General features: G+C 64.7%; 26 protein-coding genes. 18 read left to right on the forward strand and 8 right to left on the reverse strand.

The window, feature by feature from the left end:
• Nucleotides 1-64 precede the first annotated feature (64 nt).
• From FMA36_RS12645 to FMA36_RS12655, 3 genes are read right to left on the reverse strand one after another with little or no spacing between them, the layout of a single operon-like run.
• Entirely contained in the window at nucleotides 65-1006 is a 942-nt protein-coding gene (locus FMA36_RS12645) for an LpxL/LpxP family acyltransferase (RefSeq protein WP_159262717.1), read from the reverse strand.
• Complete coding sequence (gene lpxK, locus FMA36_RS12650) at nucleotides 1003-1989, reverse strand: tetraacyldisaccharide 4'-kinase (protein ID WP_159262719.1); 987 nt, start codon at nucleotides 1987-1989, stop codon at nucleotides 1003-1005. Before lpxK ends, FMA36_RS12645 begins: the two co-directional genes overlap by 4 nt.
• Nucleotides 1989-3299, reverse strand: a complete 1311-nt coding sequence (locus tag FMA36_RS12655; protein ID WP_159262720.1) for a 3-deoxy-D-manno-octulosonic acid transferase — start codon at nucleotides 3297-3299, stop codon at nucleotides 1989-1991. Before FMA36_RS12655 ends, lpxK begins: the two co-directional genes overlap by 1 nt.
• 148 nt (nucleotides 3300-3447) lie before the next feature.
• Between FMA36_RS12655 and FMA36_RS12660 the strand changes: the two genes are divergently transcribed.
• Both FMA36_RS12660 and moaA read left to right on the forward strand, forming a co-directional pair.
• Nucleotides 3448-3669, forward strand: coding sequence for a DUF3553 domain-containing protein (locus tag FMA36_RS12660; RefSeq protein WP_159262721.1), 222 nt, complete (start codon nucleotides 3448-3450; stop codon nucleotides 3667-3669).
• 13 nt (nucleotides 3670-3682) lie between these two features.
• Nucleotides 3683-4702 carry a GTP 3',8-cyclase MoaA gene (gene moaA / locus FMA36_RS12665; protein ID WP_159262722.1) on the forward strand — a complete coding sequence of 340 codons (1020 nt, stop codon included), beginning with the start codon at nucleotides 3683-3685 and terminating at the stop codon, nucleotides 4700-4702.
• Nucleotides 4703-4705: 3 nt separating this feature from the next.
• Here moaA and FMA36_RS12670 read toward each other — a convergent pair whose 3' ends face one another.
• Complete coding sequence (locus tag FMA36_RS12670) at nucleotides 4706-5569, reverse strand: methyltransferase domain-containing protein (RefSeq protein ID WP_159263926.1); 864 nt, start codon at nucleotides 5567-5569, stop codon at nucleotides 4706-4708.
• 56 nt (nucleotides 5570-5625) lie between these two features.
• On the opposite strand from FMA36_RS12670, the gene FMA36_RS12675 reads away from it, so the two are divergent.
• The 5 genes from FMA36_RS12675 (at nucleotide 5626) to FMA36_RS12695 (ending at nucleotide 9058) form a co-directional block, all read left to right on the forward strand.
• Nucleotides 5626-6396, forward strand: coding sequence for a ComF family protein (locus tag FMA36_RS12675; RefSeq protein ID WP_159262723.1), 771 nt, complete (start codon nucleotides 5626-5628; stop codon nucleotides 6394-6396).
• Nucleotides 6397-6473: 77 nt separating this feature from the next.
• Complete coding sequence (gene grxC / locus FMA36_RS12680) at nucleotides 6474-6734, forward strand: glutaredoxin 3 (protein WP_159262724.1); 261 nt, start codon at nucleotides 6474-6476, stop codon at nucleotides 6732-6734.
• Nucleotides 6735-6743: 9 nt separating this feature from the next.
• Nucleotides 6744-7208, forward strand: a complete 465-nt coding sequence (locus tag FMA36_RS12685) for a DUF1178 family protein (RefSeq protein WP_159262725.1) — start codon at nucleotides 6744-6746, stop codon at nucleotides 7206-7208.
• 67 nt (nucleotides 7209-7275) lie between these two features.
• Nucleotides 7276-7782, forward strand: coding sequence for a DUF2147 domain-containing protein (locus FMA36_RS12690; protein ID WP_159262726.1), 507 nt, complete (start codon nucleotides 7276-7278; stop codon nucleotides 7780-7782).
• A 46-nt stretch (nucleotides 7783-7828) separates the two neighbouring features.
• Complete coding sequence (locus FMA36_RS12695) at nucleotides 7829-9058, forward strand: lactonase family protein (RefSeq protein WP_159262727.1); 1230 nt, start codon at nucleotides 7829-7831, stop codon at nucleotides 9056-9058.
• 31 nt (nucleotides 9059-9089) lie between these two features.
• Here FMA36_RS12695 and ubiG read toward each other — a convergent pair whose 3' ends face one another.
• Entirely contained in the window at nucleotides 9090-9839 is a 750-nt protein-coding gene (ubiG, locus tag FMA36_RS12700) for a bifunctional 2-polyprenyl-6-hydroxyphenol methylase/3-demethylubiquinol 3-O-methyltransferase UbiG (protein WP_159262728.1), read from the reverse strand.
• A gap of 156 nt (nucleotides 9840-9995) precedes the next feature.
• Here ubiG and FMA36_RS12705 point away from each other — a divergent pair, with 156 nt between their 5' ends.
• From FMA36_RS12705 to prfA, 6 genes are all read left to right on the forward strand, one after another.
• A complete protein-coding gene (locus FMA36_RS12705) occupies nucleotides 9996-11249 on the forward strand; it encodes an aspartate kinase (protein WP_159262729.1) in 1254 nt (417 codons plus the stop codon).
• Between the two features lie 8 nt (nucleotides 11250-11257).
• On the forward strand, nucleotides 11258-12337 hold the full coding sequence (locus FMA36_RS12710) for an NAD(P)H-dependent flavin oxidoreductase (RefSeq protein WP_159263929.1): 1080 nt from the start codon (nucleotides 11258-11260) through the stop codon (nucleotides 12335-12337).
• Nucleotides 12334-13464, forward strand: coding sequence for a helix-turn-helix domain-containing protein (locus tag FMA36_RS12715; RefSeq protein ID WP_159262730.1), 1131 nt, complete (start codon nucleotides 12334-12336; stop codon nucleotides 13462-13464). The genes FMA36_RS12710 and FMA36_RS12715 overlap by 4 nt, the downstream gene beginning before the upstream one ends.
• A gap of 135 nt (nucleotides 13465-13599) precedes the next feature.
• Entirely contained in the window at nucleotides 13600-14760 is a 1161-nt protein-coding gene (gene ispG / locus FMA36_RS12720) for a flavodoxin-dependent (E)-4-hydroxy-3-methylbut-2-enyl-diphosphate synthase (RefSeq protein WP_159262731.1), read from the forward strand.
• 92 nt (nucleotides 14761-14852) lie between these two features.
• Nucleotides 14853-16109, forward strand: coding sequence for a histidine--tRNA ligase (gene hisS / locus FMA36_RS12725; protein ID WP_159262732.1), 1257 nt, complete (start codon nucleotides 14853-14855; stop codon nucleotides 16107-16109).
• A 2-nt stretch (nucleotides 16110-16111) separates the two neighbouring features.
• Nucleotides 16112-17173, forward strand: a complete 1062-nt coding sequence (prfA, locus tag FMA36_RS12730) for a peptide chain release factor 1 (RefSeq protein WP_159262733.1) — start codon at nucleotides 16112-16114, stop codon at nucleotides 17171-17173.
• Between the two features lie 12 nt (nucleotides 17174-17185).
• Here prfA and FMA36_RS12735 read toward each other — a convergent pair whose 3' ends face one another.
• Nucleotides 17186-17647 carry a hypothetical protein gene (locus FMA36_RS12735; RefSeq protein ID WP_159262734.1) on the reverse strand — a complete coding sequence of 154 codons (462 nt, stop codon included), beginning with the start codon at nucleotides 17645-17647 and terminating at the stop codon, nucleotides 17186-17188.
• A gap of 30 nt (nucleotides 17648-17677) precedes the next feature.
• Between FMA36_RS12735 and prmC the strand changes: the two genes are divergently transcribed.
• Nucleotides 17678-18541 carry a peptide chain release factor N(5)-glutamine methyltransferase gene (prmC, locus tag FMA36_RS12740; RefSeq protein ID WP_159262735.1) on the forward strand — a complete coding sequence of 288 codons (864 nt, stop codon included), beginning with the start codon at nucleotides 17678-17680 and terminating at the stop codon, nucleotides 18539-18541.
• Between the two features lie 273 nt (nucleotides 18542-18814).
• Entirely contained in the window at nucleotides 18815-19369 is a 555-nt protein-coding gene (locus FMA36_RS12745; protein ID WP_240906353.1) for a DUF4167 domain-containing protein, read from the forward strand.
• 45 nt (nucleotides 19370-19414) lie between these two features.
• On the opposite strand, the gene FMA36_RS12750 is transcribed toward FMA36_RS12745, so the two are convergent.
• Nucleotides 19415-19672, reverse strand: a complete 258-nt coding sequence (locus FMA36_RS12750; protein ID WP_159262737.1) for a hypothetical protein — start codon at nucleotides 19670-19672, stop codon at nucleotides 19415-19417.
• 31 nt (nucleotides 19673-19703) lie between these two features.
• Nucleotides 19704-20981 carry an adenosylmethionine--8-amino-7-oxononanoate transaminase gene (locus FMA36_RS12755; protein WP_159262738.1) on the reverse strand — a complete coding sequence of 426 codons (1278 nt, stop codon included), beginning with the start codon at nucleotides 20979-20981 and terminating at the stop codon, nucleotides 19704-19706.
• Between the two features lie 61 nt (nucleotides 20982-21042).
• Between FMA36_RS12755 and FMA36_RS12760 the strand changes: the two genes are divergently transcribed.
• From FMA36_RS12760 to bioD, 3 genes are read left to right on the forward strand one after another with little or no spacing between them, the layout of a single operon-like run.
• Nucleotides 21043-22236: an aminotransferase class I/II-fold pyridoxal phosphate-dependent enzyme gene (locus FMA36_RS12760; RefSeq protein ID WP_159263930.1), complete on the forward strand. Its 1194-nt coding sequence runs from the start codon at nucleotides 21043-21045 to the stop codon at nucleotides 22234-22236.
• Nucleotides 22233-22883, forward strand: a complete 651-nt coding sequence (locus FMA36_RS12765; protein ID WP_159262739.1) for an alpha/beta fold hydrolase — start codon at nucleotides 22233-22235, stop codon at nucleotides 22881-22883. The genes FMA36_RS12760 and FMA36_RS12765 overlap by 4 nt, the downstream gene beginning before the upstream one ends.
• Nucleotides 22880-24277 carry a dethiobiotin synthase gene (bioD, locus tag FMA36_RS12770; RefSeq protein ID WP_159262740.1) on the forward strand — a complete coding sequence of 466 codons (1398 nt, stop codon included), beginning with the start codon at nucleotides 22880-22882 and terminating at the stop codon, nucleotides 24275-24277. Before FMA36_RS12765 ends, bioD begins: the two co-directional genes overlap by 4 nt.
• The last annotated feature ends 20 nt before the right edge of the window (nucleotides 24278-24297 follow it).

A 24297-nucleotide genomic window follows, 5' to 3' on the forward strand; every position in this document is an offset into this window, starting at 1 on the left:
AGCCGCACAAACAGGCAGAAACAACACCCTGTGGCAAAAAAGCAATATTTCGTAGCATAAGTGCCTATTTTATAGGCCCTAATTTAGGCATTTGCCTATTCCATCGGCGATGAATCCAGAGCCAGCTCCCCGGCTTCTGCCGTATTGTGCCTTCAATCCAGTCATTCACCTGCTGCGTCAGCGTCATCTGGTCTGCTGTGCGGTTGCCGCTATCGGGCAGGTCGATGGGGGGGTAGACATGCATGCGCAGCCGCGCCGGACCCAGGCGCTCGATATAGCCGGGTATGACGGAGCAGCGCAGCCTGAGCGCCATGGCGGCCATGGCGCCCGCTGTCATGGCGGGCAGGCCGAAAAAGCTGGCAGCGACTCCATCATTCATCTTCTGGTCCACCAGCATGCCCAGATGGCCGCCTTTGAGTATGTGCGCCAGAGCATTGCGTGCACCGCGCGCCCCCTTGGCAAACAGCGGTACGGGCTGCCCCATTGCCTCATCGCGCAGATCGCACAGGATGCGATCGACCAGCGGATTGTTGGGCGCACGGTAAAACGAGGAGAACGGCAGCCCGTATCGCGCCACGGCGGGGGGCAGCATCTCCCAGTTGCCGATATGGCCGGATACGAAAATGGTCGGGCCGCCCTTCGCCGCCTGCGCAATGAGGTGTTCCTCGCCCACCACATCCCAGCCGGGGGCACCATCAGCCGGGTTACGGGGCAGGGTGGCAAGGTGGGGGAACTCGCCGGCGTTGCGGCCGATATTGTCCCACATGGCGCGGATGACGGTGTGGCGCATGCTGGCGTCAAGTTCAGGCATGGCCATGCGCAGGTTGGCATCGGCTATTTTCGATATGGGCAGGTGCGGCCCGATCGTGCGGCACAGCCAGCCGCCAAGGTTGGAGGCCCGCACCGGGCCAAGGCGGCGAAAGAGGGCCACAAGCCCGCGCACCAGGGCCGCTTCAAGGCGCATCTGCCCTGTGGGCTGTCGTGCTTTGGACTGTTCCGTTTTCATCGCTGTGTCGTGCCCAGCCATAGATCCAGTATCCGTTCAGGCATGGCGGGGTTGGCCCATGCCAGTTGCAGGCCGACCGTGCGCACTTCTGTCCGCATGGCAGCATTGAGGCGCACTTCATCCTTCTGTGTTGTAACAAGGCAGGCCCCGGCCTGTACTGCAAGCCCGTGCAGTTCAGCCTGTTCGGCAGCGGTATAGGCATGATGATCGGGAAAGGCGAGGCAGCTTGCGGGGCGGATGCCGCTTTGCGCCAGACCCTCGAAAAACTTGGCGGGCCGCCCGATTCCTGCAAAGGCGATGATGGGCTGATTGCGCGGCACCGATTGCGTGTCGGGTTGCAGGGTTGCCGCAAAACAGGGCAGTCCGTCGGGCAGGCTGGCTGCAATGCCCTGCTGGTCATGTCCCATGATCACCACCCCCCCGGCACGGGCGAGCCCGGTTGCGACCGGCTCACGCAGCGGGCCTGCGGGCAGCACGCGGCCATTGCCGAAACCGACCGTGCCATCAACCACCACCAGCGCCAGATCCTGATGCAGGGTGGGGTTCTGGAACCCGTCATCCATCAGCAGGCAGTCCGCGCCATCCGCCAGGGCGCGGCGTGCCGATATGGACCGGTCAGCCCCGACATAGCACGATGCGATGCGCGCCAGCAGCAGGGGTTCATCGCCTACGTCCCGCGCGGTGTGATGGTTCGGGTCAACCCGCGTTCCTGCCGGTGCCCGGCCGCCATATCCGCGGGAGAGAAAAGCGGGTCTGCGCCCCCGGCTTATGGTGCGCCGTGCCAGATCCATCACCAGCGGTGTCTTGCCTGCGCCACCCACGCCAATATTGCCACAGCACAGCACCGGCACGGGCGCATGCCATGGCGCACGGCGCAGGCGGCGTGCCGCAGCAGTGGCATAAATATGGGCGAGGGGGGCCAGCAGGCCTGCCATCAGTCCGGCATCGGTGGCCGGTCGCCACCAGAAGGCGGGTGGCTGCATCAGTTTTGGCCCAGCGCAAGCAGGGTGCTGGCGATCTTTCGGGCCAGCGCGGGATCGGGCAGGGCATGCTGCCGGGCGCCTGCGCCTGCCTTGAGGCGGGCTTCAGGGCTCTGGAGCAGCGGGATGAGCCATCGGGCGATATCGTGCGGGGTTTCGACAAACTGCACGCTATCCGCTATGCGGGCGTAAGCCTGGCGGAAATTGCCGATCCGTGGCCCGCTGGCGACAGGGCAGCCGGCACGCGCGGGTTCTAGCGGGTTATGGCCACCACCCGTGCAGCCCGGCAGGCTGTTACCCATCAGCACCGGAGCACCAGAAGCGAAGAAAAGGCCCATCTCGCCCAGTGTATCACAGATCCATAGCCCGTCCTGCGCGGTGGGAGCCTGACCCAATGCGCGGCGCGGGGTGCCGGGGCTGGCATGGGCTGCGATGTCCGCGCCGCGTTCAGGGTGGCGGGGTATGAGGAGGGTCAGGGCATCGGGCAGCATTTGTCGCACAAGGGCGCTGGCGGCGATAATGGTGGCGTCTTCTCCCTCATGGGTGGAGGCCGCGACCCAGACCGGTCGACCAGCCAGCAGGGTTTGCAGTTCGGCCAGCGCCGCCGGGTCATGTGGCAGGGGCGGCGCTGCATCCTTGAGGTCGGCAATCAGGTCGATCCGGGGTGCGCCGCCCTGCTGCAGGCGGACGGCATCTTCCGTGCTGCGGGCCATGACCCACGCAAAAGTTGAGAGCATGCGCGCCAGAAGGCAGCCCGCCCTGCGCCAACTCGCCAGGGAGCGGTCGGACATGCGGCCATTGAGCAGTGCCAGCGGCATATGCCGCGCATGGCAGGCGGCAATCAGGTTGGGCCAGAGCTCGCTTTCCACCAGCGCGCCCACGTCAGGCCGCCAGTAATCGAGAAACCGCGCGTCCCAGCGGGGCACATCCAGCGGCGCGAATTGCGTGATGATGCGCTCCTGCCCCACTATTGCAGGCAGGCGGTCGTGCAAAATGACATTTCCCGTGACCGTGCCGGTCGTGACCAGCACGTGCAGCGCGGGATTAGCCCTGAGCAATGCCTCCAGCACCGGGAGGATGGCAACCGTCTCGCCCACGCTGGCCGCATGCAGCCACACAAGTGCTCCTGCAGGGCGGGGCCGGCTGGCAAGGCCCTGCCGCTGGGGCAGGCTGGCCTGGGTTTCCTTGCCGCGCGCCAGTCTGCGGCGCAGGTTCACGCGCAGGACAGGGGCCAGCAGGACAGACAGGCCATGCCACCCCGCCCCCAGCACGGCTGCACACAGGCGGCCCCTTATGGCGGGGCGGCGGCTCATGGCTGTACCGGTCGGGAAAGAGGGGTGCGCATGCCTTTGCGGTAACATGCCTTGTGATGGGGGAAAAGGCAGGGCTGTGACTATGGGTAGACTGTTTTTTTGTTGAATACCCGCCAATGGGGTTTAATAAGACCGCCACCGGTCCGATATGCCGGTCATGACCCCCATGCAGGAACCGCACAGCATCATGGCCCCTCCACCTTTCCGGTCCTTTCTTGTTCCGGGGCAACTGGTCCGCCACCCTGATCACCCGGAATGGGGCGATGGCGCCGTGCAGTCAGCCATTGGCGAACGTGTTACGGTCATGTTTCCCCATGCAGGCAAGGTGATGGTCAATGCCATGGTCGTGCAACTGACCGTGCTGTCGTAGGGCCTGTGACTGCATGAACCATGCCCCGCTACCCGATTCCTACGGCCGTCTGCTGACCTACCTGCGCGTATCGGTTACCGACCGGTGCGACATGCGCTGCATCTATTGCATGGCCGAGGACATGACCTTCCTGCCCAAGGCGGAAATCCTGTCGCTGTCTGAACTCGAGCGCCTGTGCGCCTCGTTCATCCGCCACGGTGTGCGCAGGCTGCGGGTGACCGGGGGCGAACCGCTGGTGCGGCGCGATGTCATGTCCTTCTTCCGCGAGATGGGCAAATGGCTGCACCGCGATACCGGCCAGCCGGGGCTCGATGAACTTACGCTGACCACCAATGCCAGCAGGCTGGCCGAATTTGCCGATGGCCTGCATGCCTGTGGCGTGCGCCGCGTCAATGTCAGTCTGGACTCGCTGGATCCTGCCCGCTTTGCCCGCATCACCCGGCGCGGCAACCTTGCCCGCACGCTCGATGGTATCCGCGCGGCACGCGAGGCGGGGCTTGCGGTGCGCATCAATACCGTGGCCATGGCGGGCGTGAATGAGGACGAATTCGATACCCTGATCGCCTGGTGCGGCGAGATCGGTGCTGATCTGTGCCTGATCGAGACCATGCCCATGGGTGAGACGGGCGAGGACCGCACCGACCATTACCTGCCGCTCTCGACCGTGCGCCGCAGGCTTGAGCGGAACTGGGCGCTGGAGCCACTGGCCTACCGCACCGGCGGCCCGGCGCGTTACGCCCGCATTGGCCAGACAGGTCAGCGTATCGGCTTCATCACGCCCATGACCCATAATTTCTGTGAAAGCTGCAATCGCGTGCGCCTGTCATGCACCGGCAGGCTTTACACCTGCCTTGGCCATGAAGGCTCGACCGACCTGCGCGCGCCGCTGCGCGCGGGCGAGGATGATGCGGCGATGATGGATCATGTCCGCGCCGCCATCCTGCGCAAGCCGAAGGGGCATGATTTCCTGATCGGGCGCGATGCGGATGACCCCGCCCGTGTGCGGCGCCACATGAGTGTCACGGGCGGCTGAATGTTACGGCCGCCCGCGCAGCGCCTCCTCCAGGCTCATGCTGAACTGGCCTGGCCGGAGGGGGCGGGGCTGCGTGGGGGCAGGGGCCCAGCCGGTCATGACCGCGATGTGCAGCGACTGCGCGATACCGCCATCGGCATCACGCGGCAGGCGGCCCAGGGCATCGGCCAGCAGGGCAGGGGATGTCAGGCCACGCGCGCGCTGGCACAGGGCATTGGTCTCGCCTGCGTGGCGCAGATCGGCCAGCAGGCCCATGGGGGTTGCGTAGCTCAGTTCGATCACATCCGCATCGGCTACCGGCAGGGCAAACCCCGCGCGTTGCAGCAGGGCTGCACAGTCGCGCAGGCCAGGAAAGGGCGAGATGCGCGGCGAGACACCACCGCGCTGTGCCATCTCGGCTTCCATCAGGGCCGTGCGCAGCCCGCCCAGCGTGGGCAGTATGGGCATGCAGGCCAGGAACAGCCCATCAGGCGCCAGAACGCGACGCACCTGCGCCAGCAGCCCCGGCAGGTCATTGACCCAGTGCAGAGAAAGACATGCCACCACCAGGTCGAAACTGTGTGGTGCAAAGGGCAGCCATTCCCCATCCATGGCGATGGCGGGTCCGGCATCAAGGGCGGCCATGCGGGGCGAGAGATCAGCGGCAAGGGTTTCGATGCCGCGCGCGCGCAGGAGCGGGGCTACGACGCCACGCCCACCAATGTCGAGCGCCGTGGCGAAAGGGCGTGTGACATCATCGAGCCGGTCGAGCAGGCGGGTGGCGGCTTCCTCCACAATGGGGCGGACTGCCGTCACGTCACGTGCCGCGCGGTCACGGTGCAGCCTGACGGCATGACGGTCGAATATCTGCGGCACATCCGGGCTCATGCCCCTTGGTGTGAACCCATGCCCGCGCCGTGCCAAGCCCACGATCGTGTGAAGCCATGAAACGCGTCCCATGGTGGCTCACGTGGTGGCGCAGGGCCGCAACGCCGGTGCTTGACCTGCTGTTTCCGCCCCGCTGCCTTGCCTGCGGGGCGGAGGTGATGGAGGCGGGGCATCTGTGCGGTGCATGCGTGGGCCGGCTGCACCTGATTACGTCGCCTTTTTGCCGCCGCTGCGCCCTGCCGTTCTCATCCCGCGCGGCCGCAGGGCCGGACATGACCTGCACCACCTGCCAGCAGAACCCGCCGCCGTGGCGCGAAGCCCGCGCCGCCATGATGTATGATGAGACCGCGCGCAGCCTTATCCTGCCGCTGAAATATGCCGACCGCACGGAAAACGTATCGCTGCTGGCACGTTATATGGCCATGGCGGCCAGTGATATCATGACGGGGGAGAGCCTTTTCATGCCGGTTCCGCTGCACCGCCTGCGGCTGTTTGGCCGCCGCTACAACCAGGCCGCGCTTCTGGCCCGCGCGCTCGCTGGAATGGCGGGGGCTACGGCCCTGTGCGACGGGCTTGAGCGCACCCGTGCCACCCGCCCGCTTGAAGGGCTGGGCCGCAGCCAGCGCCAGCATCTTATGTCTGGGGCGATTACGGTGCGCTCCGGGCGGATTCCCGCGCTGGCGGGGCGGCATGTCATTGTGGTGGATGACGTGATGACCACCGGCGCCACACTGGCCGCCTGCGCCGTTCCCCTGCTTGCGGCAGGGGCCGCGCGGGTTGATGTGCTTGCCGCCGCGCGTGCCAGTGGTCAGCATGCATCGCAATAGGATAAGATGGCCCGAAACAGACGCATTCGCCCCGGATTATGGGTGGCGGATCAACCCGCAAGCCAAGTGAAGGTTCAATGCCCGCAATTGATATCTATACCCAACCCGGCTGCCCCTATTGCATCCGCGCCGTGCGGCTGCTTCAGCAGAAGGGTGTCCCTTTCAACGAAATCGATGCCCCCTATGGCACGCCCGAGCGCGCGGAATCCATCAGCCGCTCGGGTGGGCGCACCACCGTGCCGCAGATCTTCATCGACAACACGCCCATTGGCGGCTGCGATGACCTGATGGCGCTCGAACGCTCGGGCAGGCTCGATGGCCTGCTGGGCAAGGGCTGATAAAACGGCATGATCCGGTACCAGTTGCGCTGTGGCGCGGAGCACGAGTTTGAAGGGTGGTTTCCCGGCAGTGCCGCGTTCGAGCGGCAGGCCGCGGGCGGGCTGCTGTCGTGCCCGCATTGCGGCTCGCCCGACGTGACGCGCGCCCTCATGGCGCCCGCCGTCCATACGGGCATGCCCGCGCGCGTGGCAGAAGCAGCCGAAACGCCCGCTGGCATGCCTGCGCCACCCGGCCATGCGCCACAGGCCATGCCCGATACCATGGTCGCCCTGTTACAGAAAATACGCGACACTGTTGAGACGCATTGTGACGACGTAGGCGACCGCTTTGCCGAGGAAGCCCTGGGCATGCACCGTGGCGAGCGTGAAGCCCGGGGCATTTATGGTAGCATGACGGAACAGGAGCATGCCGAACTTGATGAGGCGGGCGTGGAGGTCCACGCCATTCCATGGGTCCGGCGGGCTGACAGCTAAAGGGTAGACGCAGGCGCGCTCCGGGGCACTGATCGGAACGCGTGCCATGTCGGGGGAACGATTGAAAATGCACGATACAGAACGGAACACGACCCTGCGCCAGACAGGTGGCCGCATCCTCCGGGCTTTCGCCCTGTCGGGCATGGCCGCGTTATGCGCCATGGCGGTCGGGCTGGCTTCCCCCATCACCGCGCATGCCGAGGCGCCGGACATCATTGGCCGGTGGATGACCAAGGACCATGACGGCGTGTTCGAGATCAGCCAGTGCGGGCAGGAAGTATGCGGCAGGCTGGCAGGGCTGCGCTACACCACCGAGATGCCACGCGACAAGCGGGGCGAGCCGGAATGCAACCTTCCCATGCTCAACGGGTTTATCCCTGACCCCGAAACGAAGGGGCACTGGAATGGTCATGTCACCGATCCGGATACCGGGCATGTGTACCATGCCAAGCTGTGGGTCTCGCAATCGGGCGACCTGAAGCTGCGTGGCTTCGTGGCCGTGCCTTTATTTGGTGAAACCGAAACCTGGACCCGCTATACCGGAGATATCGGCCCGGCGTGCAAACTGCCGTAGCAAGCAAGAAAAACAGTTCCAACTGATCAGGATCGCCCTTTCTGTCATGAGCACCACCCTCTCACGTCGCACCTTCGCCACCGCCCTGGCTGCTACCGTGCCAGCACTCTCCCGGCGCGCCATGGCCCAGACCGCGCCGGGCAAGCCCCGCACCATATGCTATATTGGTGGCTACACCCAGCATGCCCCGCCGGGCGGGGCTGGCAACGGGCAGGGCATATCGGTGTTCGAGATGAACCCCGATACCAGCAGCCTTTCGCCGCTCATGACGTATGTGGATATTGCCAGCCCGTCCTTCATGGCCATGTCCAGCGATTTCAAGCATCTCTATGCCCTGAGCGAAATCGATGACTTCAACGCCAACAAGGAAGGCTGCGTTACCGCATTCTCGGTCAACCGCTCGAGCGGGGAACTGACCAAGCTGAACGTCATGCGCTCGGGTGGCGCCGTGCCTGCGCATCTGAGCATTCATGCTTCGGGCAAATACGTGCTGGTGGCCAATTACATGGGCGGCACGGTGGGCGTGCTGCCCATTCACCCTGATGGCAGCCTTGGCGACCCGACCGATGTCGTGCACAACACCGGCCCGCGCATGCCCGACCGCGCGGCGGACAACCCGCCGGGCAATTTTGCCATAAGCGACCATTCCATGGCGCATGTGCACATGGTGGCTTCCGACCCCTCGGGCCGCTACGTCCTGGCCTGCGATGCCGGGCTGGACCGGGTCTATGTCTGGACGCTCGACCTGCATACCGGCCGCCTCGTGCCCGCCAAGACACCCTTCATCGCCATGACGCCGGGTTCCGCCCCGCGCCATTTCTCCTTCAACGAGAAGGGGACGATGATCTACATTCTGGGCGAGCAGGATTCGAAAGTGGTCGCCGCCACCTTCAACCCGCAGACCGGCGAGATCGTGCCGCAGCAGACCGTGAGCACCGTCACCCCGCATTTCCGTGGCAGCACGCTGGCTGCTGGCATCCTGCTCTCGCCCAATGGCAGGTACCTGTATGTGTCGAACCGGCTGGGCGATTCGCTTGCCAGCTTCCACGTGAATGATGACGGCACGCTCAACCTGGTGGAAGAAATCTGGATGCATGCCGATTACGGTCGCGCCATGATGTTCGACCCCAGCGGCACCTTCCTGTTCTGCGCCAACCAGCGCAGTGATTCGGTCACGTCGTTCAAGGCCAATGCCCAGACCGGCGTGCTCGACTTTACATGGAACTTCACCCCCGTTGGCAGCCCGACCACCTTCGCGTTCATGAGCACGATCTGAGTGGCCTGACCCCAATGGGTGCGCGGCCCGCTCAGTCGCGCACGAGGGCTGCGATGTAGTTTACCGCCATGTCGCGGCTCTCGCGCCAGCCGCCCAGGCCGGGCACCATGCCCGCCACATCGGTTACGCGCAGACCGGCATGGGCGGCGTACTGGCCCAGTTCGGCGGGGGTGATGAACTTTTTCCAGTCATGCGTGCCCACGGGCAGCAGGCGCAGTACGTATTCCGCCCCGATCTTGGCCATGGCCATCGAGCGCCACGTGCGGTTCATGGTCGAGACCACCATCGCCCCGCCCGGTCTGAGCAGGCTACCCAGCATGCACAGGAAGGCGGCGGGGTCGGTCACATGCTCGATGACCTCCAGGGCGGAAATCGCATCAAAGCGGGCATGGTGGGCCACGAGTTCCTCCGCACTGCCGCAACGATAGGCCAGCGGGCCTGCAGATGCGGGCAGGGGGTGATGGCGCAGGTGCAGCCGCCCAGCCGTAATCGCGGCCTGGGAGGCATCAAGTCCGGTCACGTCAAAGCCCGCGCGGGCAAAGGCCTCGCTGGCCAGCCCCGCGCCACAGCCGATATCGAGCAGCGTGCGCCGGGTGCCATCTTCCGCCACGGGGGCGGGCAGGTGGCGCATGGCCCAGCCCGTGCGCAGGTCGTTCATGGCATGGAGCGGACGCATGGGGCCTGCGGGATCCCACCACCGGGCAGCGAGATCGCTGAAATGGGCGATTTCATCCGGGGCGACGGAATCCGCCGACACAACGGTCGAATCGTGATGCTGCATGGGTGCACCGCCTTTCATTTGGCTTTCTCCCGCTGGACGCGGAAGCTGGGGAGATGTATGTGACGCGGCTTGCGCATAACGCAATGCCCCGGATTGGCCAACAGGCCCCCGTTCCGGATATGCTGAAGCCCGAGCCATAATGGAGCCATTATTCCGATGTCCCCTACCGTACCGCGGATCGTGATGAAATTCGGCGGCACTTCTGTCGCTGATCTTGACCGGATTCGGGCCGTGGCGGAAAAAGTCCGGAAACAGGTCGAGGCCGGGTGCGAGGTTGCCGTTGTGGTCTCCGCCATGTCTGGCGTGACCAACCGCCTTGTCGGTTATTGCCGCGATCTTTCCGCAACGCACGATGAACGCGAATACGACGCCGTCGTTTCCACTGGCGAGCAGGTGACCAGCGGGCTGCTCGCCTTAGCGCTGCAGAAGCTTGGCATCAACGCCCGCTCCTGGCTGGGCTGGCAGATCCCGCTGCGCACCGATAACGCCCATGGCAAGGCCCGCATCGAATCAATCGACGGCACGGCCCTGATTGCAAGCATGCGCGCAGGACAGGTGCCGGTCGTGGCGGGTTTTCAGGGTATTGGGGAAGACGGGCGCATCACCACGCTGGGCCGGGGTGGCTCCGATACCTCGGCCGTGGCGCTGGCCGCGGCACTGAAGGCGGATCGCTGCGACATCTACACGGATGTGGACGGAATCTATACAACCGATCCCCGTATTGTTACCAAGGCACGCAAGCTGGACCGCATCACCTACGAGGAGATGCTGGAACTGGCGTCGGTCGGTGCCAAGGTACTCCAGACCCGGAGCGTGGAACTGGCCATGAAGGAGCGCGTGCGGGTGCAGGTGCTCTCCAGTTTCAATGACGGGCCAGCACCATCGGAAGGGCATCTGCCCGGTTCATTAGTCGTGGATGAGGACGAAATCGTGGAACAGGAACAGGTCGCCGGAATTGCCTACTCCCGGGACGAGGCAAAGGTTTCCGTCCGCCAGCTTCCCGATCGGCCGGGTATTGCCGCCGCCGTGTTCGGCCCGCTGGCCGACGCCAACGTGAACGTGGACATGATCGTGCAGAGCACCGGCGATGACGGCATGACCAACATGACCTTCACCGTGGGCAAGACCGACCTCGCACGCGCCATTTCGGTGCTGGAAAGCACGCACGCCACCACGCGGTATGCCGAACTGCAGACCGATGACAGCGTGGTCAAGATCAGCGTCGTGGGCGTGGGCATGCGCTCGCATGCCGGTGTGGCCAGCACCATGTTCCGCACCCTGGCCGAACGCAACATCAACGTGCAGGTCATCTCGACAAGCGAGATCAAGGTCTCGGTGCTGATCGCCGCCGAATATACCGAGCTGGCCGTGCGCGCGCTCCACACCGCCTATGGGCTGGATGCAGCGTGAGCACCACCATGTCCGCCACTCCTGATGCCCCGTCCGCCCTGACTGACCCCACGCGCCGCAAGGAGGCCCGGGCCCGCCTTGACCACCTGTGTGGCCGTGGCACGCGCTTTCTGGGTAGCGAATACGCGCTGCTGGCGGGGGCGATGTCGTGGGTGAGCGAGCGCAATCTTGTCTCGGCCATTTCCAACGCGGGTGGCTTTGGCGTGCTGGCCTGCGGCGCCATGGAACCCGAGCGCCTGGCCGAGGAAATTGCCGCGACGCAGGCGCTGACCCAAAAACCCTTTGGCGTGAACCTGATCACCATGCATCCCCGGCTCGATGATCTGGTGCAGGTGTGCATCAGGGCGGGCATTACGCATGTGGTGCTGGCAGGCGGCATTCCGTCCGGCCCGGTCATCCGCGCCATCAAGGATGGGGGCGCCAAGGTCATCGCGTTCGCGCCCGCCTTCGTGCTGGCCAAGCGGCTGGTGCGGCTGGGCGTCGATGCGCTGGTAATCGAGGGATCGGAAGCCGGCGGCCATGTCGGCCCCGTGTCGCTGACGGTGCTGGCGCAGGAAATCCTGCCCCATATCCATGACGTGCCGGTGTTCGTGGCTGGCGGGCTGGGACGGGGGGATGCGATCCTGTCCTACCTCGAGCAGGGCGCATCGGGCGCACAGCTCGGCACGCGCTTTGCCGCCTCACGCGAGAGCATCGCGCATGAAAACTTCAAGAAGGCCTTCATCCGCGCCAATGCGCGTGATGCCGTAACATCGGTGCAGCTTGATGAGCGTTTTCCGGTCATTCCGGTGCGGGGGCTGAACAATGCAGGCACAAGGCGCTTCATGCAGCACCAGGCGGAAACGCTGCGCCGCTTTCAGGGTGGTGAACTGACCAAGGAAGCCGCCCAGCTTGACATCGAGCATTTCTGGGCGGGCGCCCTGCGCCGCGCCGTGATTGATGGCGATGTGGAGAATGGATCGGTCATGGCCGGGCAGTCCGTGGGCATGATCACCGCGGAGCAGCCGGTCAGCGAAATTATCAATCAGCTGGTCGATCAGGCCATCGATGCCCTGATCCGTCAGGAAGAGAGGGCCCGCTACGGATGACCGACGGCAAGCGCATTTTCCGCGGCAAGGCAACGCCGGGCACGCCCGCGCCAGCACCGGGCACCACTCCCATCGCCTCGGTAGGGGACATGCTGCGCGCGCGCCGCGAGGAGCTGGGCTGGAACCTGCCTGATGTCGCGGCATGGCTGCGCATCCGCCTGCCTTACCTGCAGGCCCTTGAGGAGGGACGCCCCGGCGAACTTCCCGGCTCAGCCTATGCCATCGGCTTCCTGCGCAGCTACGCCAATGCGCTGGGGCTGGAAGGCGAACAGCTTGCCGAACGCTTCAAGATAGAAAGCAGGGGAGCCTTTACCCGCAAGGCCGAACTGTCCTTTCCCGTGCCGCTGCCTGACCGGGGGCTGCCAACCGGCGTGCTCCTGCTGTGCGGCCTCGTGATCCTGGTTGGCGCCTATGCGGGGTGGTACAAGCTGACCGGCTCTCAGGGCATTCATGACCTTCCGACCAAGCTGACCCTGCCGGGCCTGTCATCGGGCACGACCGCGTCGCCGCAGGTGGCCTCGGTGCTGCCGCCTGCGGATGAACGGCCTGCGCCGCAGCCCCTGCCGCCGCAGGAGCGCGAGGCGCTGACCGGGGGGGACACCACGCTGCCGCCAGCGGCAGTAATCCCGCCCATGCCAGCACCTGCTGCTCCCCCGCAGCCGCTCGAGAAAATGGGCGAGGACCGCAACGTGCTGGCCCAGCAGGCTTCGGCCACGCCAGCACCCCTTGCAGCGGGCGACAGCGTGACCCTGAATGCATCGGCCACGACCTGGGTGCAGGTGCGCAAGCACGGCGGCCCGGTGCTGTATGACCATGTGCTCCAGCCTGGCGAGACATGGCAGACCCCGCCCGGCCAGTCCGGCCTGGAACTGACCGTGGGCAATGCAGGCGGCCTGACGCTTGCGGCAGGCGGGGTCACGACCCAGCCGCTCGGCCGTAATGGCGAAGTGCGGCACAATATCGCGCTCAGCCCGGCGGCAGTGGCTGATGGCTCGGTGTTGCATGCCGCACCGGTGGAAAATATCCACCCGGCAATGCCTTCATCCATGCAGTCAGGCGGCACAACCGCCACAGGGAGCGGCAATAATCTCTCTCCGCCCCTCCCGCAGCACATCAATCCAGAGTAAAAGGGTCTTCTACGGCATGGTCCACAATGTGGTCACCATGCCGGGAACCGGCATGTAACAGACCAACGGGCCGTGCCACGCCCCGCCACGGCGGGCCGGAGCACACACCGCCGCCTTAATGTGGAGGGCACAGAAATGAGCAGCTATCGTCCCTATCAGCACATCGAACGCCGCAAATCGCGGCAGATCCATGTCGGCAAGGTGCCGGTCGGTGGTGATGCCCCGGTTTCGGTGCAGACCATGACTAACACGCTGACCACCGATGCCGAGGCTACGATCGCGCAGATCCGCCGCGCCGAGCTCGCGGGCGTGGATATCGTGCGCGTGTCCTGCCCCGATGAGGAGAGCACCAGGGCGCTGGCCGAGATTGTGCGCGAAGTGAACGTGCCGATCGTGGCCGACATCCACTTCCACTACAAGCGCGCCATCGAGGCCGCCCAGGCCGGTGCCGCGTGCCTGCGCATCAACCCCGGCAACATCGGCAGCGCCGAGCGCGTGCGCGAGGTGGTGAAGGCGGCCAAGGACCACAACTGCTCCATCCGCATCGGCGTGAACGCCGGTTCGCTGGAGAAGCACCTGCTGGAAAAATACGGCGAGCCCAACCCCGAAGCACTGGTGGAGAGCGCGCTCGAGCATGCCAGGATCCTTGAAGATCATGACTTCCATGAGTTCAAGATCAGCGTAAAGGCATCGGACGTGTTCATGGCGGTCGCGGCCTACCAGCAGCTTGCCGATGTATGTGACCACCCGCTGCATATCGGTATTACCGAGGCAGGCAGCAAGCGCGCGGGCACGGTCAAGTCCTCCATCGGGCTGGGCAACCTTCTGTGGGCGGGCGTGGGTGACACGATGCGCGTCTCGCTCTCGGCCGAGCCGGAAGAGGAAGTGCTGGTCGGCTGGGATATCCTGAAGTCGCTCGGCCTGCGCCACCGTGGCGTGAAGATCATTTCCTGTCCGTCCTGCGCACGCCAGGGCTTCAACGTGATCGAGACCGTGCAGACGCTGGAAGATCGCCTGGCCCATATCAAGACGCCGATGACGCTGTCGATCATCGGCTGCGTGGTCAATGGCCCCGGTGAGGCGCTGATGACCGATATCGGTGTGACCGGCGGCGGTTCGGGCCGGCACATGGTCTATTCCGCCGGCAAGCAGGATCACACCATGCCTGCTGGTGACATGATCGAGCATATCGTGGATCTGGTGGAAAAGAAGGTGGCCGTGCTGGAAAAGGCAGATGCCAACAACACCCCCGCCGAGGAAATGGCCCGCGAGGCCACCATGTCCACCACGGACTGAATCAAACGCCGCGCGCCCGGCCAAAAGGGGGCGCGCGGTCTGACTGGTGGCCTGCGTGCGGGCCACCGGACTGAATACAGGAATATCGCGTAGTGAGCAGCTTACAGCCCGTTCGTGGCACCCATGACCTGATTGGTGAGGAACGCAGGCGGTTCAACCACGTAGTGGAAACCGCGCGCCGCATTGTCGGCCTGTACGGGTTTGATGAATGGTCGACCCCCGTGTTCGAGGATACGCGGGTCTTTTCGCGCTCGCTGGGCGATACGTCTGATGTAGTCTCGAAAGAGATGTACACATTCGAGGACCGTGGCGGTGAATCCCTGACCCTGCGGCCCGAGGGCACGGCAGCCATCTGCCGCGCGCTGGTCACCAACGGGTTGACCCAGTCGCTGCCGCAGAAGGTGTTCTACGCAGGCCCCATGTTCCGCTACGAGCGCCCGCAGAAGGGGCGCTACCGCCAGTTCCACCAGATCGGCGCCGAATTGCTGGGATCTGCCGAGCCGCTGGCCGATGCCGAGGTCATTGCCATGGGCCGCGACGTGCTGCACGCGCTTGGCATTGGCGATGAAGTGGTGCTGGAACTCAACACGCTGGGCGACAGCGCCAGCCGCGATGCGTGGCGCACGGCGCTGATCGCCTATTTCAGCGAACGACGCGCCGAGCTCTCTGCCGATAGCCAGGCCCGGCTGGAGCGCAATCCGCTGCGCATTCTCGATAGCAAGGCCGCACAGGACCGCGCGCTGGTGGCGGATTCCCCCACCATTGCCCAGTTCCTCACGCCCGAGGCGCAGGCTTTCTGGGATGGCCTGCGCAGCACGCTGGATACGATGGGCGTGCGCTTTCGGGAAAATCCGCGCATCGTGCGCGGGCTGGATTATTACGGGCATACCGCCTTCGAGTTCGTGACCGAGCGCCTTGGCGCGCAGGGTACCGTGCTGGCGGGTGGACGCTACGATGGTCTCGTGGCCGAAATGGGCGGTCCTGCAACCCCTGCCATCGGCTGGGCTGGGGGTATCGAGCGCCTGTCCATGCTGCTTGAGGATGTTCCGGCCGAGCCACGCCCTGTTGCCGTCGTGCCGATGGGCGCAGATGCGCAGGCCGTGTCCCTGACCGTGCTGCAGAGCCTGCGGGCTGCGGGCATCCGGGCCGAGACATCGTATCGCGGCAACATGAAGCGCCGCATGGAACGTGCCAACCGCATGAAGGCGTCGCATGTCGTGGTGATTGGCAGCGACGAGATTGCACGCGGCGTAGCCCAGCTCAAGAACCTCGATAGCGGGCAGCAGACCGAGGTGCCCCTCGATGGCGTGGCCGCAGCCCTTCAGGCCGGAACCGCCGCAGGGGGCTGAGCGTGTCAAAATTTGACGAACGCCTGGACCGGATCGTTGGTCGGTGCGAGGAATTGCAGGCCCTGCTGGCACAGGGCCTGTCGGGCAGCGACTTCACGCAGGCCTCGCGCGAGTATGCCGAGCTTGAGCCGATTGTCACGCGCGTGAACGCGTTGCGTGGGGCGGAAGAAGCCGAGCGCGATGCCAGCCAGATGCTCGCTGACCCCGAAATGCGTGAACTCGCCCAGGCCGAACTCGACGAACTGCGCACGCAGATCCCGACCCTGCGCCACGATATCCGCTTGGCCATGCTGCCACGTGACGAGGCGGATGAACGCAGCGCCATCCTTGAAATCCGCCCTGCCGCGGGGGGAGACGAGGCCGGCCTGTTCGCGGCCGAACTGTTTGGCGCCTACCAGCGCTATGCCGACCAGCGCGGCTGGCGCTTCGAGATTCTGGAATATGACCAGTCAGAACTCGGCGGCCTGCGCGAGGGGATTGCCAGCATTACCGGGCGTGGCGTGTTTGCCCGGCTGAAATATGAATCCGGCGTGCACCGCGTACAGCGTGTGCCTGCGACCGAGAGCCAGGGCCGCATCCATACCTCCACCGTTACCGTGGCCGTTCTGCCCGAGGCGGAAGAAGTGGATGTCGAGGTCAATGAAGGCGACCTCCGCATTGATGTCTACCGGGCATCCGGGGCAGGGGGGCAGCACGTCAACAAGACCGAGAGTGCCGTGCGCATCACGCATCTGCCCACCAATATCGTGGTGGCGATGCAGGAAGAGAAAAGCCAGCACAAGAACCGCGCCAAGGCCATGAAGATCCTGCGCGCGCGCCTGTATGAGCGCAATCGCGCCGCAGCCCACGAATCCCGCGCCGCCGACCGCCGCGCCCAGGTGGGCACGGGCGACCGTTCCGAGCGCATCCGCACCTACAACTTTCCGCAGGGCCGCGTGACCGACCACCGCATCGGGCTTACGCTTTACAAGATCGACCGTGTGATGGCAGGCGAACTCGATGAGTTTGTCGATGCCCTGACGCAGGAAGAACAGGCCGCCCTGCTTGCGGCAGATGAAGGCTGAACGAACACCCGTTCAGGACGTGGGGGCGGCGCACAGGCTGCTATGGCCGGGGTGGCGCTCGACGCTTTCAGGCTCGGTATCATCGACAAGGTAGAATTCGGTGAAATTGCGCGAGGCAATGGCTTCATAATGGTGGCCATCGGGATGATACAGCACGCCCTCGCCGCTGACCTGATGGATCTCGACCTTGCCACTGGGGCGGCGGATGTAAATCTCCCCGCACAGGGCGTAGCTGTGGTTGAGGCGCCCCATCGCGGTATCGACATGGACCGTTTGGCTGGTATGGTCCGCATCCAGGTGAAAGGTGGCTACAAGCTGCTCATCGACATAAAACCGCTCGGATTCCGAAATCTCTCCACTGCCATAGTCGTCCCTGACATCGAACGATCCGGCAAGGGCAGGGGAAGCGCCAGCGCACAGCATGGCGGCCAGGAACACGCGCGCAAGGCGCGATGAAAGGGCAGGCAGGTACATGATGCCCCAGTATGACGGAAAGCAGCGGCGATGAAAGATGCCATGACACCAGCGCCCACAAATTTGCGCCAGTTGTTGCATGACGCGACGCAACAGCTACGTGCAGCCAACATCGAGGCCCCCCAGCGCGAGGCCCGCCTGCTCGCGGCCCATGCGGCGGAAACCGACCTGGCCGGACTGCTCCGCATCGATATGCTGCCTGACGCGGCCCATGCACGGTTTGCCGATGTGCTGGCCCGGCGCCTGCGTTATGAGCCCATGGCCTATATTACCGGGCAGGCCGGGTTCTGGTCGCTCGATCTTGCAGTGTCACCCGCCACCCTCATCCCCCGCGCCGACACCGAAACCCTTGTCGAGGCCGTGCTCGACCATCTGCCTGACCGTAATGCCCCGCTGCGCGTGCTGGATATCGGCACCGGCACCGGCTGCCTGCTTTTAGCCATTCTGGCGGAATACCTGCACGCTTACGGTATTGGCACGGACATCAACCCGCAGGCGGCGGAACTTGCCAGCCTCAACGCCATGCGCAACGGGTTGATTACGCGCAGCAATATGCTGTGCTGTAACTGGGCTGATGGGGTGGAGGGGTCGTTTGACCTCGTGCTGAGCAACCCGCCCTATATTCCACATGCCGATCTGGCTACCCTCATGCCCGATGTAGTGGCCCATGAACCTGCGCGCGCACTGGATGGCGGCCCAGACGGACTCATCGCCTACCGTGCTCTGGCCCGCATGCTGCCGGACCTTCTGGCACCCGGCAGCCTGGGCGTGCTGGAACTTGGCATCGGGCAGGACCACAGCGTACCCGCACTCATGCGCGCAGCAGGGCTGGATGTTGTGGAAATACGCCCCGATCTTGGCGGAATAGGGCGGGCGCTGGTGGTGAAAAAATAATTTGGCAGAAAGAAAAGCGCAGGTTATATTGCCAGAACGCAGGGAAACGAAAAGCGTGTTGATTGCTGTTCCATTCCCCGCGGGCGATCCCGATTGCAAAACATAAATACAGGCGATCCGAACCCTCAACAGGTTCCGCCACGCGCAGGGATCCATGTCCGGTGTCGTACCGGACAACCAACATGGCAACAGACGGGACGGGCAGAGACCGCCCCACGGTCCAGGGCAGCGCCAGCGACCGGCAACAGGAAAGTGCTGCGACAGCTTATGAACATGAAACGCATGCGGAGCCGTCACCATCGTTCGGGCGGCAGCAGTGGTGGAACCGTACGCCATAATAATGGCCAGATCCCGTTGAACCGCAACCATGTATTTGACAGCAATGGCCCGGACCTGCGCGTGCGGGGCACGGCACAGCAGCTGTTTGAAAAATATCTGCAGCTTGGCCGCGACGCCAGCAGCAGCGGCGACCGCGTGATGGCGGAAGCCTATTTCCAGCATGCCGAACATTACTTCCGCATTCTCAATGCCATGACGCAGGCTGCCCAGCAGAGCCAGCAGGAACGTCAGGAGCGCATGTCCAACCGGCAGCCGCGCCCCGTCGAGAACCGTCAGCCCAGCGATAGCACTGTTGATGAACCCGCCGAGCCTTCGGCCGAGCAGCCTGCCGTGATCGAGCCTGCGGAAACTGCTCCCCAGCCCACGATCGATGCGGCCCCTGAAGCACCTCCGGCCCCTGCGCCGCGCGCTCCCCGCGCACCACGCCGCAGCAGCCGCGCCAAGTCCGCGGCAGGCAAGAAGGAAGAACTGGAATCCACCCCGTCCTGATAAACGGGTCGACCCCCGCCAGCCCTGCTGCGGGGGTCATTTCGTTCAGGTGGTCGGCTGGACCAGCCGCCACACCTTGCGCTTGCGGCCATCACTGGCCCCCGGCGCGTCTTCTACCGTGACCAGACCCTGATTGCGCAGGGCCTGCAGGGCCAGACGGGCGTGATAGGTGCCGAGTTCGGGAAACAGGTCACCGATTTCCTTGACGGAACGTGCCTGACCATCCGACAGGATCTTCAGTACGATCTGCCGCTTGCTGTCATGATTTGTCATGCGCCAGGATCTATGCTGAAAAAAAGTCATATGCTTCCATACCAGAACAGTCCCTGATGGCCTAGCGCTGATCCGGCAACAACTCCTTCAGAACCGTGTGGATTGCAGCGCAAAGGCGGCTGAGCTCGGCTGGCGTGATGGTGAAAACCGGCGTCAGGTAAATGATATTACGGAAGGGCCGCACCCATACCCCCTGTGCAATCAGGGCGGTCTTGAGCGCATTCATGTCACGTATGCGGTCAAGTTCCACCACGCCAATGGCCCCCATGACACGCACATCAACCACATAAGGAAGGGCACGGCAGGGTTCGAGTTCGGCGCGCATCTGCGTTTCAATGCCTGCCACCTGCTGCAGGCGCGGTTCGGTTGCAAACAGGTCGAGCGAGGCATTGGCGCAGGCGCAGGCCAGGGCATTGGCCATGAAGGTTGGCCCATGCATGAGCGCATGCAGCGGATCATCGGACAGGAAAGCCTCGAACACATGCCTGCGCGCCACGGTGGCTGCCAGTGCCATCGTGCCCCCGGTCAATGCCTTTGAAAGGGTGATGATGTCAGGCACGATTCCGGCCTGCTCGCAGGCGAACATCGTGCCGGTACGGCCAAAACCGGTAAAGATCTCATCCAGGATCAGCAGCACGCCATGGCGGTCGGCCAGGGTGCGCAGGGTGCGCAGCACCTGCGGCGCATGGAACAGCATGCCGCCCGCGCCCTGCACCAGGGGTTCGGTAATGATGGCGGCAATGCTGCCTGCATGCTGCGCCAGCAGGACATCAAGGGCTGCGGTGCTCGCGGCATCGACCGGCAGGTCGGCGATGAAATGCTCGGGTAGCGCACCGTTATAGAGGCTGTGCATGCCTTCCTCCGGGTCGCACACGGCCATGGTGGCGATCGTATCGCCATGATAGCCGCCGCGGAAAGCCAGCAGCTTTGTCCGCCCGGTCTGACCCTGATTGAGCCAGTACTGGATGGCCATCTTCATGGCCACCTCGACCGAGACCGAGCCGGAATCCGTAAAAAACACCCGTTCCAGATCACCGGGCAGAAGGCCTGCAAGCCGGCTTGCCAGTGTCAGGGCCGGTTCATTGACCAGACCGCCAAACATGACATGTGGCATGCGCTCAAGCTGGGCCGCCACCGCAGCGCGGATATGGGGGTGGTTATAGCCGTGGCAGGCGGTCCACCACGAGGCGATGCCATCAAGCAGTTCCGAGCCATCAGCCAGCGTGATGGTGCAGCCCTGCGTGCGCGTGGCAGGCAGCGGGGGCAGGGCAGTCTGCATCTGCGCATAGGGCAGCCAGACATGCCGCATGCCCTGCTCCAGCCATTCAGGTCCACACATGCGCTCTCTCCGTGATATTGAATTGGCGGGATTGACCGGGGCGGCAGGCTCCGGCAGGAGAATGCGCTTCATGGCCTGTTTCGACACCCTTTTCCAGACTGCGCTCGACCACATGGCGCAGCGTCATATCCGCCGCGTGCTGCGCCCCGTGCGCCATAGCGGGCCGGTAACCGTTATCCGTGACGGGCGCGCGCTGGTCAATTTCTCATCCAATGATTACCTCGGGCTGTCACATCATCCAGCCCTTGTTGCCCGCGCGGCGCAGTGGCTGCATGAGGATGGAACGGGTGCGGGTGCCTCGCGGCTGGTCACCGGCACCAGTGCGCGGCACATGGCGGTGGAAGCGCGTCTTGCGGCCTTCAAGGGGGCGGAAGCAGCACTCCTTCTGGCCAGCGGGTGGCAGGCCAATGCCTCCGTGCTGGCGGCCATATTGCGGCTGGCGACCGATCAGGGCGCACCCCCGCTGGTGTTTGCCGACCGGCTGAACCATGCCAGCCTACACCATGGCTGCATGGCGGCAGGCGTGCGGCAGATCCGCTTCCGGCACAACGATCTTGACCATCTGGAAAGCCTGCTGCTGCGGCATGCGCCTGATCCGGGCCTGCGCATCATCGTGACGGAAAGCGTGTTCAGCATGGATGGCGACTGCACCGACATTGCCCGCCTCAGCGCGTTGGCCCGGCAACATGGTGCCTTTACTTACGTGGATGAAGCCCATGCCACCGGCGTGCTTGGCCCGCAGGGGCGCGGGCTGTGCGCGGGGCATGAGATCGATCTGGTCATGGGCACGTTCAGCAAGGCGCTGGGCGGGTTTGGCGCGTTTGTAACCGGCTCGCGCGCCCTGTGTGACTGGCTGGTCAATGCCTGTTCGGGCTTCGTGTTCACCACCGCCCCGCCGCCTGCCATGCTCGGCGCAATGGACGCGGCCATTGAATGCGTGCCCCATCTGGATGAAGAGCGCGCCCGTCTGGCCCGCAACGCAGTTCATATCCGCGATGTGGTGCGCAACTGCGGCCTGTCGCCGGAACCCTCGACCACGCAGATCGTACCGATTATGCTTGGTGATGCTGCGCGCGCCCTGCGCTTTGCCGCAAGCCTTGAGGCGCAGGGCCTGCTGGCCGCCGCCATACGCCCCCCCACGGTGCCGCCCAATGGCAGCCGCATCCGTTTTGCGCTGAGTGCGGCCCATACCGATGCCATGATCGACCAGCTTGCCACAGCCATTCCGCTGGCCCTGCAACAGAGTGCTGCATGAGCACCACCCTGCCGCTGGCTTTCGTGCATGGCTGGGCGTTCGACCCCACGTTCTGGACCGCGACCCGTACGGCCCTTGGCAACGCACGCACGCGCTGCCTCGATTTTGGCTTCTTTGCCCCACGCGCCCATATGGAACTACCGCAGGAGCCCTATATTGGCGTCGGGCACTCACTGGGCACGTTATGGCTGCTGCGCCACCACGGCCCGCTGTGCCGGGGCCTGATCCTGATCAACGGCTTCAGCCGGTTCGGGGCCGGACCGGATTTTCCGGCTGGCATTACCCGGCGTGTGATCGAACGCATGCGCCAGGGGCTGCTGCGCGCGCCGCAGGGATTGCTGCACAGTTTCCGCCTGCGCGCGGGCATTGATTCGCCGGTGCCTGAACCGATCGTGCGCGACCGGCTGGAAACCGGGCTCGAAGCCCTGATGGACATGGATTGCCGGGCCGACCTGATCCGCACGACATGCCCGGTTCATGTCATGGCAGGCACGCAGGATGCCATTGCCCCCCCAGCGCTGACCGAGGCCTGTTTTCCAGCCCGTTCCCTTCAATGGCTGGAAGGCGGGCATCTGCTTCCGCTCACGCATGCCACGGCCTGTGCGGATGCCATAACCACCATGGCCAGACGGATGATGCCATCATGACGCGCAAGGACAGCATTGCCGCCCGTTTCGACATGGCGCAGCACTACGAGCAGGCGGCCCGCATCCAGCGCATTGCCGCGACCGAACTGGCCCGGCGTATTGCTGCCGCCATGAGCCCTCATGCCCCGCGCCGTATTCTGGAAATTGGCTGTGGTACCGGCTTCCTGACCCGTGAGCTGCGCCGCCTGTTCCCCCAGGCGTACATCACCGCCACCGATATCGCGCCGGGCATGCTGCAACGCCTCGCACGATCCATGCCCGATGACGCGCAACTTGTGCTGCACCGCATGGATGGTGAAGCGCCCGACCTGACTGGTCCGTTTGACCTTATCTGTTCCAGTCTGGCCATGCAGTGGTTTGCCGACCGCAAGGCGGCTCTTGCCGCACTGGGCCGCCTGCTGGCACCGGGTGGGCACATGGCGCTGGCAACCCTGTGCGCAGGCAGTTTTCACCAATGGCGGGCTGCGTATGACGCCGTGGGCAGGACATGCCCCATGGCCGATTACCCACCCTGCACCACGTTGCAGGCCGAATGGCCCGATTGTGGCGCTGGTCTGTGGGAAGACGCTGAAATCATCGATACGCCTGCGTCACCACTGGCCTTCGTGCGTGAACTTCGGGCTATCGGTGCAACCCATACGGACAGTTCCCCCACGGATGGCCTGCGGCGCGTACTGGCTGCGGCAGGCGAGGGGGATGCACCTTTTGCCGTATCATACCATGTGGCGTACGGGCAGTTCGACCGCGCGCCATGGCCGGGCGTGTTCGTGACCGGCACGGATACGGATGTGGGCAAAACCGTTAGTTCCGCCGCACTGGTAAGGGCATGGAACGCCGCTTACTGGAAGCCCCTGCAAAGCGGCACGGATGACGCGCCATCCGACAGCATGAGCCTGCGCCATCTGACCGGACCTGATGCGACCCGGCTTTATCCGCCTGCAGCGAGTTTCGGGGCTTCCCTCTCGCCCGAGGATGCAGCGCGGCAGGCCGATACCCGGATCGACCCTGATCTGATTACCCTGCCGGATCACGACCCTGCGGCAGGCCCGGTGGTGGTGGAAGGGGCAGGAGGCGTGTTCGTGCCGATCGCGCCCGATTACCTGATGATCGACCTCATGGCACGGCTGGCGCTGCCGGTGGTGCTGGTTGCCCGCAGCACGCTGGGCACGATCAACCACACGCTGCTCAGCCTTGCCGCCCTGCGGGCACGGGGGCTGCGCGTGGCAGGCGTGATCCTGAACGGTCCACTCGAACCCGTGGGGCGCGAGGCCATCATCCGCCACGGGCAGGTGCGCATTCTGGCGCAGTTTCCGCCCATAACGCCCATGGGGCCGGACGCGGTGGCGCAACTCGCTGCCCTGCTGCCGCCATGGCGTGACATCATGCAATCATGAAAACGCTGCCTTCTTGCAAA

Origin of the sequence: Komagataeibacter xylinus, assembly GCF_009834365.1 — a bacterium.
In the GTDB taxonomy this organism is placed as follows: Bacteria; Pseudomonadota; Alphaproteobacteria; order Acetobacterales; family Acetobacteraceae; genus Komagataeibacter; species Komagataeibacter xylinus_D.

Bases quoted from the DNA above. Each gene is read 5' to 3' on its own strand.
- FMA36_RS12655 (WP_159262720.1), bottom strand. From the start codon at position 3,299: ATGAGCCGCCGCCCCGCCATAAGGGGCCGCCTGTGTGCAGCCGTGCTG.
- FMA36_RS12745 (WP_240906353.1), top strand. From the start codon at position 18,815: ATGAAACGCATGCGGAGCCGTCACCATCGTTCGGGCGGCAGCAGTGGT.
- lpxK (WP_159262719.1), bottom strand. From the start codon at position 1,989: ATGCAGCCACCCGCCTTCTGGTGGCGACCGGCCACCGATGCCGGACTG.
- FMA36_RS12645 (WP_159262717.1), bottom strand. From the start codon at position 1,006: ATGAAAACGGAACAGTCCAAAGCACGACAGCCCACAGGGCAGATGCGC.
- FMA36_RS12695 (WP_159262727.1), top strand. From the start codon at position 7,829: ATGAGCACCACCCTCTCACGTCGCACCTTCGCCACCGCCCTGGCTGCT.
- grxC (WP_159262724.1), top strand. From the start codon at position 6,474: ATGCCCGCAATTGATATCTATACCCAACCCGGCTGCCCCTATTGCATC.
- ubiG (WP_159262728.1), bottom strand. From the start codon at position 9,839: ATGCAGCATCACGATTCGACCGTTGTGTCGGCGGATTCCGTCGCCCCG.
- FMA36_RS12710 (WP_159263929.1), top strand. From the start codon at position 11,258: ATGTCCGCCACTCCTGATGCCCCGTCCGCCCTGACTGACCCCACGCGC.
- FMA36_RS12660 (WP_159262721.1), top strand. From the start codon at position 3,448: ATGCCGGTCATGACCCCCATGCAGGAACCGCACAGCATCATGGCCCCT.
- FMA36_RS12755 (WP_159262738.1), bottom strand. From the start codon at position 20,981: ATGTGTGGACCTGAATGGCTGGAGCAGGGCATGCGGCATGTCTGGCTG.
- FMA36_RS12760 (WP_159263930.1), top strand. From the start codon at position 21,043: ATGCGCTTCATGGCCTGTTTCGACACCCTTTTCCAGACTGCGCTCGAC.
- bioD (WP_159262740.1), top strand. From the start codon at position 22,880: ATGACGCGCAAGGACAGCATTGCCGCCCGTTTCGACATGGCGCAGCAC.
- moaA (WP_159262722.1), top strand. From the start codon at position 3,683: ATGAACCATGCCCCGCTACCCGATTCCTACGGCCGTCTGCTGACCTAC.
- FMA36_RS12735 (WP_159262734.1), bottom strand. From the start codon at position 17,647: ATGTACCTGCCTGCCCTTTCATCGCGCCTTGCGCGCGTGTTCCTGGCC.
- FMA36_RS12765 (WP_159262739.1), top strand. From the start codon at position 22,233: ATGAGCACCACCCTGCCGCTGGCTTTCGTGCATGGCTGGGCGTTCGAC.
- FMA36_RS12705 (WP_159262729.1), top strand. From the start codon at position 9,996: ATGTCCCCTACCGTACCGCGGATCGTGATGAAATTCGGCGGCACTTCT.
- FMA36_RS12670 (WP_159263926.1), bottom strand. From the start codon at position 5,569: ATGAGCCCGGATGTGCCGCAGATATTCGACCGTCATGCCGTCAGGCTG.
- FMA36_RS12685 (WP_159262725.1), top strand. From the start codon at position 6,744: ATGATCCGGTACCAGTTGCGCTGTGGCGCGGAGCACGAGTTTGAAGGG.
- FMA36_RS12690 (WP_159262726.1), top strand. From the start codon at position 7,276: ATGCACGATACAGAACGGAACACGACCCTGCGCCAGACAGGTGGCCGC.
- prmC (WP_159262735.1), top strand. From the start codon at position 17,678: ATGAAAGATGCCATGACACCAGCGCCCACAAATTTGCGCCAGTTGTTG.
- FMA36_RS12750 (WP_159262737.1), bottom strand. From the start codon at position 19,672: ATGACTTTTTTTCAGCATAGATCCTGGCGCATGACAAATCATGACAGC.
- FMA36_RS12675 (WP_159262723.1), top strand. From the start codon at position 5,626: ATGAAACGCGTCCCATGGTGGCTCACGTGGTGGCGCAGGGCCGCAACG.
- FMA36_RS12715 (WP_159262730.1), top strand. From the start codon at position 12,334: ATGACCGACGGCAAGCGCATTTTCCGCGGCAAGGCAACGCCGGGCACG.
- ispG (WP_159262731.1), top strand. From the start codon at position 13,600: ATGAGCAGCTATCGTCCCTATCAGCACATCGAACGCCGCAAATCGCGG.